Annotated in this window: 14 protein-coding genes; 8 read left to right on the forward strand and 6 right to left on the reverse strand. The window is 72.7% G+C overall.

Annotation, left to right across the window (positions count from 1 at the left end; translation table 11 throughout):
* Positions 1-52: 52 nt before the first annotated feature.
* From ACWGR4_RS08770 to ACWGR4_RS08780, 3 genes are all read right to left on the reverse strand, one after another.
* A complete protein-coding gene (locus ACWGR4_RS08770) occupies positions 53-910 on the reverse strand; it encodes a class II fructose-bisphosphate aldolase (RefSeq protein ID WP_452133231.1) in 858 nt (285 codons plus the stop codon).
* A gap of 64 nt (positions 911-974) precedes the next feature.
* Positions 975-1907: a 1-phosphofructokinase family hexose kinase gene (locus ACWGR4_RS08775; protein WP_452133232.1), complete on the reverse strand. Its 933-nt coding sequence runs from the start codon at positions 1905-1907 to the stop codon at positions 975-977.
* A gap of 34 nt (positions 1908-1941) precedes the next feature.
* The gene (locus ACWGR4_RS08780; protein ID WP_452133233.1) at positions 1942-2832 is read right to left on the reverse strand and encodes an SIS domain-containing protein; all 891 of its coding nucleotides are present in this window, start codon (positions 2830-2832) and stop codon (positions 1942-1944) included.
* Between the two features lie 219 nt (positions 2833-3051).
* Between ACWGR4_RS08780 and ACWGR4_RS08785 the strand changes: the two genes are divergently transcribed.
* The 5 genes from ACWGR4_RS08785 (at position 3052) to pdxR (ending at position 9942) form a co-directional block, all read left to right on the forward strand.
* A complete protein-coding gene (locus ACWGR4_RS08785) occupies positions 3052-3903 on the forward strand; it encodes an AraC family transcriptional regulator (RefSeq protein WP_379998114.1) in 852 nt (283 codons plus the stop codon).
* 107 nt (positions 3904-4010) lie between these two features.
* Complete coding sequence (locus ACWGR4_RS08790; protein WP_452133234.1) at positions 4011-4877, forward strand: NmrA family NAD(P)-binding protein; 867 nt, start codon at positions 4011-4013, stop codon at positions 4875-4877.
* A gap of 933 nt (positions 4878-5810) precedes the next feature.
* Positions 5811-7334 (forward strand): RNA polymerase sigma factor, encoded by a 1524-nt coding sequence (locus tag ACWGR4_RS08795; RefSeq protein WP_126635819.1) that lies wholly within the window; start codon positions 5811-5813, stop codon positions 7332-7334.
* A 254-nt stretch (positions 7335-7588) separates the two neighbouring features.
* Positions 7589-8428 carry an SAM-dependent methyltransferase gene (locus ACWGR4_RS08800; protein ID WP_452133235.1) on the forward strand — a complete coding sequence of 280 codons (840 nt, stop codon included), beginning with the start codon at positions 7589-7591 and terminating at the stop codon, positions 8426-8428.
* An 80-nt stretch (positions 8429-8508) separates the two neighbouring features.
* Complete coding sequence (gene pdxR, locus ACWGR4_RS08805; protein WP_452133236.1) at positions 8509-9942, forward strand: MocR-like pyridoxine biosynthesis transcription factor PdxR; 1434 nt, start codon at positions 8509-8511, stop codon at positions 9940-9942.
* Positions 9943-10054: 112 nt separating this feature from the next.
* Here pdxR and ACWGR4_RS08810 read toward each other — a convergent pair whose 3' ends face one another.
* From ACWGR4_RS08810 to ACWGR4_RS08820, 3 genes are read right to left on the reverse strand one after another with little or no spacing between them, the layout of a single operon-like run.
* On the reverse strand, positions 10055-11068 hold the full coding sequence (locus ACWGR4_RS08810; RefSeq protein WP_452133237.1) for an NAD(P)/FAD-dependent oxidoreductase: 1014 nt from the start codon (positions 11066-11068) through the stop codon (positions 10055-10057).
* Entirely contained in the window at positions 11065-11583 is a 519-nt protein-coding gene (locus ACWGR4_RS08815; RefSeq protein WP_452133238.1) for an isoprenylcysteine carboxyl methyltransferase family protein, read from the reverse strand. Before ACWGR4_RS08815 ends, ACWGR4_RS08810 begins: the two co-directional genes overlap by 4 nt.
* A gap of 6 nt (positions 11584-11589) precedes the next feature.
* Positions 11590-12648, reverse strand: coding sequence for a type III polyketide synthase (locus ACWGR4_RS08820; RefSeq protein WP_452133239.1), 1059 nt, complete (start codon positions 12646-12648; stop codon positions 11590-11592).
* Positions 12649-12844: 196 nt separating this feature from the next.
* On the opposite strand from ACWGR4_RS08820, the gene ACWGR4_RS08825 reads away from it, so the two are divergent.
* The 3 genes from ACWGR4_RS08825 (at position 12845) to ACWGR4_RS08835 (ending at position 15990) form a co-directional block, all read left to right on the forward strand.
* A complete protein-coding gene (locus ACWGR4_RS08825; RefSeq protein WP_452133240.1) occupies positions 12845-13807 on the forward strand; it encodes a UbiA family prenyltransferase in 963 nt (320 codons plus the stop codon).
* A 259-nt stretch (positions 13808-14066) separates the two neighbouring features.
* On the forward strand, positions 14067-14972 hold the full coding sequence (locus ACWGR4_RS08830; protein WP_379998131.1) for an ABC transporter substrate-binding protein: 906 nt from the start codon (positions 14067-14069) through the stop codon (positions 14970-14972).
* A gap of 103 nt (positions 14973-15075) precedes the next feature.
* Entirely contained in the window at positions 15076-15990 is a 915-nt protein-coding gene (locus ACWGR4_RS08835) for an amino acid ABC transporter permease (RefSeq protein WP_452133104.1), read from the forward strand.
* Positions 15991-16005 lie beyond the last annotated feature (15 nt).

Consider the following 16005-nt stretch of genomic DNA (forward strand, 5'->3'; position numbering starts at 1 on the left):
CCCCCGGCGCTCGATCACCGCACGAGCACCGGGCGGGCCCGACCCGCCGGGTTCACCGCTTCGCGGTGATCACCCGCAGCAGGGCCCCGACCGCGTCGACCATCGCCGCCCGCGACGCGGACAGCGCCGGTCGCGGGTCGGCCTTGCCGGGGGTGGCCGCCAGGTGCTCGCGCAGCGTGCCGGTGTAGGCGATGTTCAGCGCCGTACCGACGTTGATCTTGGTCATCCCGGCCGACACCGCCGCCCGCAGTTCCTCGTCCGGCACGCCCGACGAGCCGTGCAGCACCAGCGGGACGCCGACCGCCTCGCGCAGCCGGGCGATCAGGTCGTGGTCGAGCGTGGCGGTGCGATCGAGCATCGCGTGGCTGCTGCCGACCGCGACGGCCAACGCGTCCACCCCGGTCGCCTGTACATATGCCGCCGCCTCGGCCGGATCCGTGCGCGCCCCGGGCGCGTGTGCGTCCAGCGCGGGATGGCCCGGCTTGCCGCCCACCTCGCCGAGTTCGGCCTCCAGGGTGATGCCGCGAGCATGCGCCCAGGCCACCGCGTCGGCCGTCGCCGCCACGTTGTCCGCGTAGCCGAGCCGCGAGGCGTCGAACATCACCGAGCCGATCCCGGTGCCCTCGGCCGCCGCCAGCAGCTCGACCGACTCGACGTGGTCCAGGTGCAGTGCCACCGGCACCTCGGCCTCCTCCGCCAGCACCCGGCACGCGGCCGCGAGCGGTCCCAGCCGCCCGCCCCGGAACTTCACCGCGTTCTCGCTGATCGCCACCACCACCGGCAGCCCGGCCCGCTCGGCGGCCGTCACCACCGCCTCGGCGTGTTCGAGGGTGATCACGTTGAACGCGGCCACCCCCACCCCGTCCGCCCGCGCCGCGTCGGTCAGTATCCCCGTCGAGGTCAAGCCCATCGCACAACTCCTCTGGAACGATCCCGCCCGGCACCACAACCGTCACCACCGCGCCGCCCGCGCCCTACGCCGGCGGCGCCACCGCGTCCACCCGCACCCGAGGCCGCCAGGCCCGGTACAGCTCGCCGTCCACGTCCCCGGCCAGCGGCGCGGCCACCGCCGCCGCCGACAGGGCCACCGCGTCGCGCAATCGCTCCGGCCACGGCACTCCCTCGGCCAGCCCCCGGGCCAGCGCCGCGACCGCCGCGTCCCCGGCGCCGGTGGCGTTGCCGTGCACCGACTCCGGCGGCACCGCCCGCCACCACCCGGCGTCGGAGGCGGCCAACATCCCGCCCGGACCGAACGACGCGACCACCGCGCCGCCGGACCCCGTCCGCGCCGCCAACCGGGCCACCGCGCGCAGCGGATCACTCTCCCCGGTCGCCGCGCGCAACTCGTCCGCGTTCGGCTTGACCACATCCGGCCCGGCCGCCACCCCCGCGAGCAGCGCCGGCCCCGAGGCGTCCAACAACACCGGCACGCCCGCCGCCCGCGCCCGGGTGACCAGCTCCGCGTAACCGCCCTCCGGCACCCCCGGCGGCAGACTTCCGGAGAGCACCAACGCCGAGGCGGCGGGCAGCAGTTCGGCCGCCGCGGCGACCACCCGCGCCCACTCCTCGGCGGTCCGCGAGGGGCCGAGTTCGTTGAGCGACGTCGCGCCGCCCGAGGCGGTCTCCACGATCGTCGTGGTGCACCGCGTCTCGCCCACCACCGGCACCGAGGTCAACGCGATGTCCGCGGCGGCCAGGTCGGCCCGTATTCGCTCGCCCGTCGGCCCGCCCAGCGGCGCCACCGCCACGACCGCGACCCCGAGCGAGCGCAACACCCGCGTGACGTTGATCCCCTTGCCGCCGGCCCGCCCGCCGACCGACGCCGGCCGGTTCGCCCCGTGCCGGTCCAGTCGTTCCAGGTGGTAGGTGACATCCCAGGCCGGATTCGGCGTCACCGTGACGATCACGACGCCCGCCCCGCCGGCCCGCGCCCGACGTCCGTCACGACGCGCCCAACACCACGGACCGGGTGAGGTGCCTCGGCTCGTCCGGGTTCAGCCCCCGGCTCTCCGCGATCGCGACCGCGAGCTTTTGTACCCGGATCAGCTCGGCCATCGGGTCGAGGGAGCCGGCCACGAAGGTGCCGCCGGTGACCGCGACCTGCTCGGCCAGCCCCTCCGGCACCGGACCGAACACCCACGTGACCCGGTTCGGCGCGGCGATGCTGATCGGCCCGTGCCGGTACTCCATCACCGGGTAGCTCTCCGTCCACGCCCCCGCCGCCTCGCGCATCTTCAGCGCGGCCTCGGCGGCCAGCCCCGCCGACCACGACGAGCCGAGGAAGGTGAACTGCTCGGCGGCCACGAACGCCGCGTCCGGCTCCCAGGCGACGGCGGTCTCCGCGTCCCGCACCGCCGCGGCCAGGTCCTCGCCCAGATGCGCGCGGAACAACGCGAGCGCCGTGGTGGCGAACCGGGTCTGCACGACCGAACGCTCGTCGGCGAAGTCGAGCATCACGATCTCGTCCGCCGCGGTCGTGATCGGCGTGCCGGGCGGGCCGGTGATCGCGGTCGTGGCGACCTTGCCGCGCACCTCCGCGAGCAACCGCAACACCTCGGTCGTGGTGCCCGAGCGGCTCAGCGCAACCACCCGGTCGTAGTCCCGTACGCCGGGGAACTCCGAGGCCGCGAAGGCGTCGGTGACGCCGAGCCCGGCCCGCTCGCGCAACACCGCGTACGCCTGCGCGATGAACCACGACGTCCCGCAGCCGACGACCGCGACCCGCTCGCCGCTCTTCGGCAGCCCCGTGCACTGCCCCGCGAGCGCGGCGGCGCGGGCCCACAGAGCGGGCTGGGTGGCGATCTCGGCGGAGGTGTGACTGACGGTCGTCATGGCGCTCCCGGGGTGCTCGGACGATGCGCAGTGCTGCGCACTGCTGCACTCACATGCTTGAAACTATTCATTTGATAGCAGTTTCACGCACGAATGAGCAACATCGCACACCCCACCGAAGCCCGACTCATCCCGATTCACGGCAAATTTCGCCACGGTCGCCGCCCCGTCCCCCGCCCACCGGCGCCGGTCACCCACCCCGCCGGCTAGGCTCTTCCCATGGATGGATTGGCCGACCTGCTGCGCGGGATCAGGGCTGACGAGGCCCTGTTCGACCGGCGGATCGTGCCCCCGGCGGGGTCCGTCCGGCTCGACTGCCGCACGCCGCTGACCGTCTGCGCACTCGTGCGCGGCGGCGGCCGCATCGTGCCCGAGGGCGGCCCGTCGCGTCCGCTGCGCCCGGGCGACACCGCGGTGGTCCGCGGCCCGGCCCCGTTCACCTTCGTTGCCGACGCACCCACCGACCCGGCCACCGACGCGCCGACCGAGCTGATCTCGGGCGCCTACCGCGCGCACACCGACATCGGCCGCCGGCTGCCCACCGCGCTGCCCGACCTGCTGGTGGTGCCGGACCCCGACGGCGACCATCAACTCCTGGACTTCCTCTCCGCCGAGGTCGCCGCCGACCGGCCGGGCCAACAGGTCGTGCTCGACCGCCTGCTCGACTGGTTGCTCGCCTGCACGCTGCGTGCCTGGTTCGACCTCCCCGAGGCGCACGCCCCGCAGTGGTACCTGGCCCTGGCCGATCCGATCGTGGGCGCCGCCCTGCGCGCCGTACACGACGCCCCGGCCCGCCCCTGGACGATCGCCGCCCTGGCCGCCGAGGCCGGCGTGTCCCGCACCTCGCTCGCCGAACGCTTCACCGCCCGCGTCGGCCAACCCCCGCTCACGTACCTGACCGAGTGGCGGATGGCCCTGGCCGCCGAACTGCTCACCGAACCCGACGCCACGGTCGCCGCCGTGGCCCGCCGGGTCGGCTACGCGGACGCGTTCGCGTTCAGCACCGCCTTCAAACGGGTCCGCGGCCTGAGCCCGTCGGCCCACCGCACCGCCCACCACCGCGCCGCGTAGTACCAACCCGCCGCGAAACCGCGCGGCGGACGAGGTCCGGACGCACGCACATGCTTCCCGGCTTCTCACCCATGGTTGCCGGGCGGCGCGCGAAGCAGGCTGGACGCATGACAACCACGACCCGACCCGCATCGCAGCACCCGATCCTCGTCCTGGGCGGCACCGGCAAGACCGGCAGCCGCGTGGCCGCCGCCCTGCGCGCCCGGGGCGCCGACGTCCGGGTCGCCTCCCGATCCACCGAGGTGCCCTTCGACTGGTCCGACGAGAGCACCTGGGACCGGGTCCTGGACGGCGTCCGTGCCGTCTACCTGGTCCCGCTGGACGGCGCCGAGGCCGGTCCCGCCTTCGTGCGTCGGGCGGTCGCCGCCGGCGTCGAGCGCATCGTCCTGCTCTCCGCGCGGGGCGTCGACACCCCCGGCTACTTCGCCGCGGACGATCCGGCCACGCGGGCCCGACTCGACCTGGAGGCCGCCGTGCGCGGCGCCGGCCCGGCGTGGACGATCCTGCGCCCGGGGTGGTTCGCGCAGAACTTCAGCGAGGGCCTGTTCCGCGACGGCATCCGCGCGGGCGAGCTGGTCCTGCCCACCGGCACCGCGGCGGTGTCCTTCGTCGACACCGAGGACATCGGCGCCGTGGCCGCCGCCGCCCTGCTCGATCCCGGCCACGACGGCGAGACCTACGAACTGTCCGGCCCCCGGGCGCTGACCTTCGACGCCGCGCTGGCCGAGATCGCCGCCGCCGGCGGTCGGCGGGCCGACTACGTGGCCGCCGACCCCGACGAGTACGCCGCCGCCCTGATCGCCCAGGGTGTGCCCGAGGTCGAGGTGGCCATGTGGACCTCCGCCCTGGGCAGCATCCACCGCGGCCTGGAGGCCGCGATCTCCGACGGCGTCCCGCGCGTGCTGGGCCGCCCGGCCCGCGACTTCACCGAGTTCGTGCGCTCGGCCGCCCCCACCGGCGCCTGGACACCCTGACCCCCGACCACCCACCCGCCGGGCCCGTCCGACACACCGCGGACGGGCCCGCCCGCACGCCCCTGACCGAATTCCCGACGCCCCGCCGGATGTCCCGCCCGCGACGCCGCAGAAGGCAAAAGAATCCGGCCCGCAATCACCCGACCGCATTCCCGGTGCCGCCCGCCGAATCACCGCGCTCACCCATCGCATCCGAAAGCGGCACGCTCGGTATCGACCGCCGAAACCATCCGCCCGAATTCACTCTTTCGCCGGCGCGGCGCACCGGATATCCATCCCGCCGCAAAACAATCGCGCGCAACCGTAACCACCCGAACAGCCGATGAATACCGATCCCGCCCGACACCCGATTCCCGGCGGCCCGCACCACCCCGCGCATTACCGCCGCAGCGCCGCGCAAAAATGTCCGGCCGCCGCATTCCGCCACGCCCAGGCCCGGGCCCCCACCGGCCCACCCGCCGGAGCCCGACGCCCGGCGGCGGCCCCCGACTTCGCGGGCGTAACGCGCCCGAGGGCGGGCATTCTCAAGACAGGTTCGGGATCGTCCGAGCGACCCCGACGCCGACGACCGGTCCCTGTCCTGTCCCTCCGACCCCACCCTCCCCGAACATCCGTCTCGTCCCACCGGCATCCGGTCGCCGCCGATCCCCGGCCCGGCAGGCGTGTGCGACCGCGCCCGAGCCCGGAAACCCGGGCCCATCGGCACGATCACGCAGATCACCGGACCGTCCCGCACACTGGGGGACCAACCGCTCGAAGCCGCTGCGGACCGACGTGACCCAGGTCACCCTCGTGGAGGCGTAACACTTGTACCGATCGGAGCGATGCCTTGAGTGGCGCCGGCAGCGCCGACGGGTCCGGTCCCGCGGATCCGTCATCGATTCGGTGTAGTTGCGGCGCCGCAGCATGCCCGCGTGAACCGAGAGGTTATTTGTGACCCCGAGCTCGTCCAGCACGCTTCCCAACAGAATCGCCGAATCGGAATCTCTGGTGGCGCTCATCGAGCGCGGCCGTGCCGAAGGATCGATTACCGGCGAGGACATACGCCGAGCCTTCGAAACGGATGCCATCCCTGCGACGCAGTGGAAGAGCATCCTCCGTAGCCTCAACGAGGTTCTTGACGAGGCGGGTGTGACGTTGACCGTCAACCCGGTCAAAGAGACCCAACGGAGAGACGTAGCCACAACTCGGCGATCTGTCAAGAAGACGCTATCCACGCGCTCAACCCGTGTCAAGAACACAGAGACCTTGCCCGCGCAAGTCACGCCCGCGGCAACGGAATCGGGAGAGTCCGTCGTGGAATCTGCTCCGAAGCCGAAGAAGGCCGCAGCCAAGAAGAAGACCGCGGCCAAGAAGACGACGTCCACCACCACCACCGAGACGACCCCCGTCGAGCCGAGTGTCCCCAAGGACGGCGACGAGGCGTTGGTCGAAGAGGATCTGTTCGACGAGCCCGGCGACGCCGTGGCCCCCGAGGTCGGGCCCAGCGGTTTCGTTCTCACCACCGATGAGGACGACGCCCCGCAGCAGCAGGTCACCACGCCGGGTGCCACCGCGGACCCGGTCAAGGACTACCTGCGGCTGATCGGCAAGGTCTCGCTGCTCAACGCCGAGCAGGAGGTGTCGATCGCCAAGCGCATCGAGGCCGGCCTGTTCGCGCTGGAGAAGCTGGACACCGAGCCCGGCCTGACCCCGCAGTTCCGGCACGAGCTGGAACTCGTCGCCGAGGACGGCAAGCGGGCCAAGAACCACCTCCTGGAGGCCAACCTCCGCCTGGTGGTCTCGCTGGCCAAGCGCTACACCGGCCGCGGCATGCTCTTCCTGGACCTGATCCAGGAGGGCAATGTCGGTCTCATTCGTGCGGTCGAGAAGTTCGACTACACGAAGGGCTTCAAGTTCTCCACCTACGCCACCTGGTGGATCCGGCAGGCGATCACCCGGGCCATGGCCGACCAGGCGCGGACGATCCGCATCCCGGTCCACATGGTCGAGGTGATCAACAAGCTCGCCCGCGTGCAGCGCCAGATGCTCCAGGACCTGGGCCGCGAGCCCACCCCGGAGGAGCTGGCCAAGGAACTCGACATGACGCCGGAGAAGGTCGTCGAGGTCCAGAAGTACGGGCGCGAGCCGATCTCGCTGCACACCCCCCTCGGCGAGGAGGGCGACAGCGAATTCGGTGACCTGATCGAGGACACCGAGGCGATCCGACCGGCCGACGCGGTCAGCTTCACCCTGCTCCAGGAGCAGCTGCACTCGGTCCTGGACACCCTCGCCGAGCGCGAGGCCGGGGTGATCTCGATGCGCTTCGGGCTCACCGACGGACAGCCCAAGACGCTGGACGAGATCGGCAAGGTCTACGGGGTGACGCGCGAGCGCATCCGGCAGATCGAGTCGAAGACGATGTCCAAGCTGCGCCACCCGTCCCGCTCCCAGGTGCTGCGCGACTACCTGGACTAAGAGGCAGGACCCCGGGTACGGACGGACCGCCACGGCGGCGCCCTCCGTCCGTACCCGGCGCAATCCCCGCGCCGAAACACCACCTCGACACCCCGGCCGATCCCGCAAAGTGCGGACATCGGCCGACTCGTCCCCTCCGCCGATCGCGAACTCCCGCGTGCGGCAAGGGAGTCGACCGCGAGAGCCCGCCGGTCGCCGCCTACCATCGGCGGTGAGCCGTTCGGCCCCTCCGGCGACCACGAGGTGTTGAGATCATGACCGAGAACGCGGAATCCCGACTGTGGTCGACCGACCCGGAGGGCGCGCCCGCGCCGGCCGGCATCGACGTCACCGTGCCCAGCGTCGCCCGCATCTACGACTTCCTGATCGGCGGCAAGGACAACTACGCCGCCGACCGCGAGGTGGCCCGGAAGCTGATCGCGGTGGCGCCCGACCTCGCGCGCGACGCCGGTGCGCATCGGCGCATCCTGCACCGGGGCGTGCGCTTCCTGGTCGAGCAGGGTGTCCGGCAGTTCCTCGACATCGGGTCCGGGTTGCCGACCGCGCAGAACACCCACCAGGTCGCCCAGGCGGTGGCGGCGGACAGCACCGTGGTCTACGTCGACAACGACCCGATCGTGCTCGCGCACGGTCGTGCGCTGCTGGCCGAGAACGAGCGGACCACGGTGATCACGGCCGACCTGCGTGAGCCCGGGTCGATCCTGAAGAACCCCGAGGTGTTGCGCCTGATCGACTTCGATCGGCCGGTCGCGCTGATGTTGCTGGGCGTCATCCACCACATCAACGACGACGAGGACCCGGCCGGCCTGCTGCGCACCTATCTCGACGCGCTGCCGTCCGGGAGTTGGCTGTTCCTGACCCACTTCCTGCGCAGCGGTCCGGAGTCGGAGCAGATGGAGCGGGTCATGCAGGGCTCGCACAAGAGCGGCCGGTTCCGCGAGCGCGCGGAGATCGCCGCCTACCTCGACGGCCTGGAGCCGGCCGACCCGGGGCTGGTGTACGTCGACCTGTGGCGCCCGGAGGAGCCCGTCGACGAGGCCGACCTCACGGTCAGCCAACGCCTGGTCCTCGGCGCGGTCGCCCGCAAGCCATAGCGGGCCCGGCGGGCCGGGCTACCCGTCGGCGGGTGGCGGTGGTGCGGGGGCGGTGTTCGTGGGATGCATACGATGAGGCCATGAGCACGCCGATCGCGGACGATCCGGCCCGGTGGATCGGGCGGGATCTGCATCTGGAGGTGTCCGGGGCGGGCGGGCGGCGGGCCGGGTTGATCCGGGCGATCCGGGAGGCGATCCGCAGCGGACGGCTGGGGCCGGACACGCCGTTGCCGCCGTATCGTTCGCTCGCGGCGGATCTGGGCATCGCGCGCAACACCGTCGCCGACGCGTACGCGGAGTTGGTCGCCGAGGGCTGGTTGACCGCGCGGCAGGGGTCCGGGACGCGGGTGGCCCGGCGGGCCGAGCCGTTGGCCGCGCCGCGCCGGCGGGCCAGGGTGCGGCCGGTCGCCGGGAATCCGGCGGGGCCGACGTACAACCTGCGCCAGGGGCAGCCCGACGCGGCGTCCTTCCCGCGCGCGGCGTGGGTGGCGTCGGCGCGACGGGCGTTGAACGCGGCGCCGAGCGAGGCGTTCGGGCCCGGGGATCCGCAGGGGCGCCCGGAGTTGCGGGCCGCGCTGGCGGACTACCTCGCGCGGGTGCGGGGCGTGCGTACCCATCCGGACCGGATCGTGGTCTGCTCCGGGTTCGCGCATGCGTTGCGGTTGTTGTTCGGCGGGGTGTTGCGGGGGCCGGCCGCGGTGGAGGCGTACGGCCTCGCCTTCCATCGCTCCATCCTGGCCGCGGCGTCGGTGCGCACGTTGCCGCTGGCGATCGACGAGCACGGCGCCGACACGGCCGGGTCGGCCGCGTTGGCGCGGGCGCGGGTGGCGGTACTCACTCCGGCCCACCAGTTCCCCACGGGCGGGCCGCTGCCGCCGGAGCGTCGGGTCGCCGCGCTCGACTGGGCGCGGGCGGCCGGCGGGATCGTGGTGGAGGACGACTACGACGGGGAGTTCCGCTACGACCGGCGGCCGGTGGGCGCGGTCCAGGGCATGGATCCGGACCGGGTGATCTACGTCGGTTCGGTGAGCAAGAGCCTGTCCCCCGCGATTCGGCTCGGCTGGATGGTGTTGCCCGGGCACCTGGTCGAGGACGTGCTCGCGGTGAAGGGGCAGCGCGAGGCGTGGGCCGGGGTCACCGATCAGCTCACGCTGGCCGACTTCATCGAGGGCGGCCACTACGACCGGCACATCCGCCGGATGCGGCAGCGCTATCGGGCCCGCCGGGACCACCTGGTGGCGGCGCTGGCCGAACACGCGCCGCAGGTGAGCGCCACGGGAATCGCCGCCGGCCTGCACGCGGTGCTGCAACTACCTCCCGGCACCGAGCCGGCCGCCATCGCCGCGGCCGAACGCGAGGGCCTGGCCCTGGACGCCCTGTCCACCTTCCGCCACCCCGACACCGACTCCCCAGCCCGCGACGGCCTGGTAGTCGGCTACGCCACACCCCCGGACCACACATACCCGGCGGCCCTGACAGCACTGTGCCGAGCCCTGGCAACGGCAACGGGGTAACCGCGCACCCAAACAACGCCGAACCCGAATCCGGAAAGCCCTGCCCGCCCCCGCACCCAACGCTCGGCGGACGGTGGCAGCGCCTCGCGGTTTCGGCCTGCTCGCCGACCGGTCAGGCGAGGGCGTTGACGATTGTGGTGAAGGCGGTGGGGAGGCGGTGGGCGGCGGGGACGATCAGGCGGGCGGTTCGGGGGTGGGCGCGGGCGGTGAGGAGGGCTTCGGTGAGTACGCGGTGGCGGCGGGAGAGGCGGCGCCAGTCGCGCTCGTAGCGCTCGGGGCGGCCCGCCCGCACGGCCGCGACCAGGGCGCGGGCCGAGGCCAGGGCCAGCGCGACGCCCTCGCCGGTGAGCGCGTCGGTGTAGCCGGCCGCGTCGCCCACGAGCAGCACCCGGCCCGCAACGCGGCTGCGCACCCGCCGGCGCAGCGGTCCCGCGCCGCGTACCTCGCCGCCCGCCGCGTCCGCGAGCCGTTCGCGCAGGGCCGGGAATGCGGCGAGGTGGTCGGCGTAGGTGCGACCGCGCGGGCCGAGCATGGCGACGCCCACCAGGTCCGGGCCGACCGGAGTCACGTACGCCTCGCCGCGCGGCGACCAGTGCACCTCGACGAAATCGGTCCACGGCGCGATGCGGTAGTGCCGGCGCAGCCCGTACCGCCGCTCCCGCCGATCGCGCGGCGGGGGGCCGAGCGCGGCCCGCACGGGCGAGTGCAGGCCGTCGGCCGCCGCGAGCCAGCGTGCGGTCGATCCGGCCGCGGTCACCGAGTGCGCGTCCTGGCGGACCTCGCCGACCCGGCCGATCCGGTGCTCCACGCCGAGGGCCAGGGCTCGTTCGTACAGCGCCGCGTGCAGCGTGGTCCGGCGCACCCCGAGCCCCGGCCCGGCCCGGAACCGCGCCTCCACCGCGTGCCGGCTGTCCACGTACCGAATCCCGGCCAACGGCCGCCCGGCGGGCGCCACCCCGAGCGCGGCGAGCGCGGCCACCCCCGCCGGCATCAGCCCCTCGCCGCACGCCTTGTCCACCGGCATCGGGCGCGGTTCGACCACCACCACACGCAGCCCCGCGAGCGCGCCGTGGATCGCGGTGGCCAACCCCGCCGGCCCACCACCCGCGACGAGCAGGTCGATCACGCGGTCGCCGCCGACAACGCTGCCGACTCGCAGCGGATCCGGACCACCATCAACGCGGCGTTGAGGGTGGTGAAGGCAAGCGCGGTGATCCAGGCGCCGTGCACCAGGGGCAGCGCCGCGCCCTCGACCGCCACCGCGACGTAGTTGGGGTGGCGCAGCCAGGAGAGCCGATACGGCCCGCGCCGGATCAGCGGCGACCCGGGCACGACCACGACCTGGGTATTCCAGTGCGGCCCGAGCGCGGTGATGCACCACCAGCGCAACGCCTGCGCGGCCACCGTGAGCGCGACCATGGTCCACCCGAGCGCGGGAAGGAACGGCCGGTCGGCCAGGCCGACTTCGAGTACGCATGCGGCCAGCAGACCCACGTGCAGCACGACCATCGGCGGATAGTGTCCCCGCCCGCTGACCACGCCGCCCCGAGCCAGGCTCCAGGCCAGGTTGCGCCGCGCGACCACGAGTTCGGCGAGCCGTTCGAGGGCGACCAGGCCGACCAGGGCGAAATACCAATACATCGCGACCTACCACTCCACCAGGACGAGTTCGGAGCAGAACCCGGGACCCATCGCGATCATCAGGCCCGGGGTCCCGGGTTTTGGCCGAGCGGCGATCGTGTCGCGCAGCACGTGCAGCACCGACGTCGAGGACAGGTTCCCGGTCGCGGCCAGGGAGCGCCAGGTCATGTCGAGGGCGCCGGCGGGCAGGTCCAGCGTCTCGGCGACTGCCTCCAGCACCCTGGGGCCGCCGGGGTGGCACACCCATGCGGTGATGTCGGCCGTGGTCAGGCCGTGGTCGGCGAGGAAGTCCCGGACGTCGCCGCCGAGATGGGTGCGGGCCATCTCCGGGACGTCGGCGCCGAGCACGATCCGAAAGCCGGAGCCGCCCACGTCCCAGCCCATCACCCGCTCCGAGTCGGGGTACATCCGGCTGCGGGCGGCGATCACCTTGGGCCCGCGCCCGTGTCCCGGCTCGCGGTCGTCCCCGCAGACCACCACCGCCGCCGCGCCGTCGCCGAACAGCGCGCTCGCCACCACGTTGGCCATCGACGCGTCGTCGCGCTGGAGGGTGAGCGAGCACAACTCGACCGAAACCAGCACCGCGACCTCGTCGGGCCGATCGCGCAGGTAGTCGTGCAATCGGGCGATCCCGGCCGCGCCCGCCACGCAGCCCAGGCCGAACACCGGCAGCCGTTTGACGTCCTCGCGCAGGCCGAGCCGGCCGACCAGGCGCGCATCGACGGAGGGCACCGCCAGGCCGGTCACGGTGGTGAACAGGATCAGGTCCACGTCCCGCGCGCCGAACCCGGCGGCGCCGAGCGCGGACTCGATCGCCTCGGCGGCGAGGTCGACCGCGACCTCCAGCCAGACGTCGTTGGCCGCGCCGAAGTTCGCCAACTTGGCGTAGTGGTCGAGCGGCAGCGCCAGATGGCGGGTGTCCACCCGGGCACTGGCGTGCACCCGGTCGAGTACGCGCCGATCGGCGCCGGTCGGCAGGCACAGCGCCGCGAACGTGTCGGTGATCTCGGCCTGCGGGTATCGGTGCGGCGGCAGTGCACCACGGACGGCGGCGATGCGGGTCATGGCGATTCCCCTGCTGGATTAGGGGGCGAGGCTGGAATAGCGGGTGAAAAGGCACGTATCGGGAGGCGGGAGAGGTAGGGAACGCTGGAACAGTGCCCAGCGGGAACACGGAACCCACGTCGTTTGCCCGTAGTTGCCGCCCGCATGCGCTCCGACCCGTCCGGTCCCACCGCCTGCTCGCCCGAAGGACACCCACGTGAGTGACACCGCAGCGCCGAACCACCCCACCCCGCGCCCCCTCGGCCGTCCCCTCGCCCGTCTGCGCGCCCGCCGCCGCGCCGGCACCCCTGACCACCCCGAACGGACCCCCGTCGTCGGCCTCCTGCTCGCCTGCCACCCCGGCCCGACCGTCGCCGTCACCGCGTTGACCACCGGGCTCGCCCGCGCCGCCGGCCGGGACGCGCGCGGCTGCGTACTGGTCGGCGCGGCCGTACTCGCCGGGCAGTTGTCGGTCGGCTGGTGCAACGACGCGGTGGACGCCGAACGGGACCGGGCGGCGGAGCGCGGCGGCAAGCCGGTGGCGGCCGGCCTGGTCGGGGCCGATCGGGTGGCGCGCGCCGCCCGCCGCGCGCTCGTGGTGTGCGTTCCGCTGTCCTACGCGTCCGGGCCCGCGGCCGGCACCGCGCATCTGGTCGGCGTGGGTGCGGCCTGGGCGTACGACCTCGGGGTCAAGGGCACGGCCGGGTCGTGGGTGCCGTACGCGATCGGATTCGGCAGCCTGCCGGCGTTCGTCGCGTTCGGGCTGCCGGGCCGGCCCGGGCCCACCTGGTGGATCGTCGGCGCCGCCGCGCTGCTGGGGTGCGGGGCGCATCTGGCGGACGCGCTGCCGGACCTGGCCGGCGATCGTGCGACGGGGGTGCACGGCCTGCCGCACCGGCTCGGTTCGACCGGGGTGCGGGCGCTCACCCCGCTGCCGCTCCTCGCCGCCACCGCGCTGCTCGCGTACGGCCGGCCGGATCGCGCGGGCCGACTCGCCCTGCTCGGCGCGGGCACGCTCGCCGCGGCCGGCGCCCTGCTCGGCGGCCGGCGGCCCCGGATCCCCTTCGCGTCCTCCGTGGCGGTCGCCGCGATCGACGTTGCGCTGCTGCTCCGCCGGGGTACCGGGATCGCACGGGCCGGTTCGCGTGACGTCGGACGATCATCACGCCAATGCGCGTAGACCCGTCCCCGCCAGAGCTGTTTCGGTATGCCCTGAAAAAGGGCTGATGGGATGAAATAGAGCGATCGCTGCTTGACAGTCTGTCAAATTGGATCTTCGTATTTAACAATCTGTCCCATTGTCCCGCTCAGAGCATCAGGAAATCATTCATGCCCATAGCTCGATCCAGGATCAGTCCAAACCGCCCGCAGATCGGTCACCCCGAGCCAGCTCGTGCCGTGCCGGCACCTCTGTCCCCTCACACTGGAGGAACCCGCACATGAGCGGTCGCTTCACCCACCGCCGTCTGATCGCGTCCGCCGCGACCCTGATCGCGGGATCCATGCTGTTGACCGCCTGCGGCGACGGCGGCGGCGACAGCGCGCTCGGCAAGAAGGACGAGAACGCCCCGTTCTTCAAGATGCTGCCGCCCGACGTCCAGAAGTCCGGCAAGATCACGATCGGCTCCGAGGTCGCCTACGCGCCCATCGAGTTCATGAAGGACGGCAAGGCGGTCGGCGTCGACCCCGAGCTGGCCGCGGCGCTCGCCAAGCAGCTGGGCGTCAAGTACGACTACAAGAACTCGCAGTTCGACTCGCTGATCACCGGCATCACGTCCAAGCGCTTCGACATCGTGATGTCGGCGATGACGGACAAGAAGGAACGCCAGGGCCAGGGCCTGTCGTTCGTCGACTACTTCCGCGCGGGCACCTCGATCCTGGTGCAGAAGGGCAACCCGCAGCACATCAAGTCGCTCGACGACCTGTGTGGGAAGACCGTCGCGCTCCAGCAGGCGACCACCAACGAGGACGTCGCCGCCGCCCAGTCCAAGAAGTGTGAGGAATCGGGCAAGGGCGCGATCACCATCCAGAAGTACGAGCACGACGGCGAGGCCCTGCTGAAGCTGAAGAGCGGCGCCGCCGCGGCCGACCTCAACGACTTCCCCGTCGCCGCGTACAACGCGCAGACCTCCGGCGACGGCAAGGACTTCGAGGTCACCGGCGACCAGATCGACGCCGGCCTGTACGGCATCGGCGTCGGCAAGGACAACACGCAGCTCCAGCAGGCGTTGAAGTCGGCCCTGGAGGCACTGATCAAGAACGGCGAGTACGCCAAGATCCTGGCCAACTGGAAGGTCGAAGCCGGCGCCGTCACCGAGGTCACCATCAACGGCGCCACCTCCTGATCGCCGGGTCCGGCCCGCGCCGTCGCCCGGCGGCCGGGCCGGACCCGAACCGCGCCCGCCCGACCGCGTCCGTACTCGTGCTCCAAGAGGAGGTCACCCGACCGTGACCACGCCCGCAACACCCCCTGCCGACAAACAGCCGGTCAAGCGGGAGCCCATCAAGGCCATCCCCGTACCGCACTACGGCCGCTGGGTCGCCGCCGTCGTGGTCCTCGCCCTGGTCGGCCTGCTGATCAACGCGTTCGCCGGCGCGAAGATCCACTGGAACGTGACCGGCGACTACCTGTTCGACGCCCAGATCATGAAGGGCGCCGGCAACACCCTGCTGATCAGCCTGGCGGCCATGGCGGTCGGGCTCGTCCTCGGTGTGCTGGCGGCGATCATGCGGCTGTCCGGCAACCCGGTCACCTCGACCGTCGCCTCGGTCTACATCTGGTTCTTCCGCGGCACCCCGGTCCTGGTGCAGTTGCTCATCTGGGGCAACCTCGCGCTGGTCTTCCCGACCATGCTCGGCCAGAACACCAACGACGTGATCACCCCGTTCATGGCGGCGCTGCTCGGCCTCGGCATCAACGAGGGCGCCTACATGGCGGAGATCGTGCGCTCCGGCATCCAGTCGGTGGACGAGGGCCAGACCGAGGCGGCGCACGCGCTCGGCATGTCCAAGGGCCGCACCCTGCGCCGGATCGTGCTGCCACAGGCGATGCGGGTGATCGTGCCGCCGACCGGCAACGAGTTCATCAACATGCTCAAGACGTCCTCGCTCGCCAGCGCGGTGGTCTATCCCGAAGTGCTGCAGAAGGCGAAGGACGTGTACACGCACAACCTCGCGGTGATGGAACTTCTCTTCGCCGCATGTTTCTGGTACCTGCTGCTGACCACGGTGTTCAGCATCGGCCAGTACTACCTCGAGCGCTACTTCGCTCGTGGATCCAGTCGAGCCTTGCCGCCCACGCCGCTCCAGCGGATCATGGCCAATGTGTTCAGCACCCGGCGCACGGGGGTCAAGACCCGATGACGACCAATCTCGACA

Source organism: Embleya sp. NPDC055664 (assembly GCF_053618075.1).

What these genes read in the sequence shown, in the direction of transcription:
- ACWGR4_RS08770 (WP_452133231.1), bottom strand. Translation starts at nt 910, where the DNA reads ATGGGCTTGACCTCGACGGGGATACTGACCGACGCGGCGCGGGCGGAC.
- ACWGR4_RS08780 (WP_452133233.1), bottom strand. Translation starts at nt 2,832, where the DNA reads ATGACGACCGTCAGTCACACCTCCGCCGAGATCGCCACCCAGCCCGCT.
- ACWGR4_RS08785 (WP_379998114.1), top strand. Translation starts at nt 3,052, where the DNA reads ATGGATGGATTGGCCGACCTGCTGCGCGGGATCAGGGCTGACGAGGCC.
- ACWGR4_RS08790 (WP_452133234.1), top strand. Translation starts at nt 4,011, where the DNA reads ATGACAACCACGACCCGACCCGCATCGCAGCACCCGATCCTCGTCCTG.
- ACWGR4_RS08800 (WP_452133235.1), top strand. Translation starts at nt 7,589, where the DNA reads ATGACCGAGAACGCGGAATCCCGACTGTGGTCGACCGACCCGGAGGGC.
- pdxR (WP_452133236.1), top strand. Translation starts at nt 8,509, where the DNA reads ATGAGCACGCCGATCGCGGACGATCCGGCCCGGTGGATCGGGCGGGAT.
- ACWGR4_RS08815 (WP_452133238.1), bottom strand. Translation starts at nt 11,583, where the DNA reads ATGTATTGGTATTTCGCCCTGGTCGGCCTGGTCGCCCTCGAACGGCTC.
- ACWGR4_RS08820 (WP_452133239.1), bottom strand. Translation starts at nt 12,648, where the DNA reads ATGACCCGCATCGCCGCCGTCCGTGGTGCACTGCCGCCGCACCGATAC.
- ACWGR4_RS08830 (WP_379998131.1), top strand. Translation starts at nt 14,067, where the DNA reads ATGAGCGGTCGCTTCACCCACCGCCGTCTGATCGCGTCCGCCGCGACC.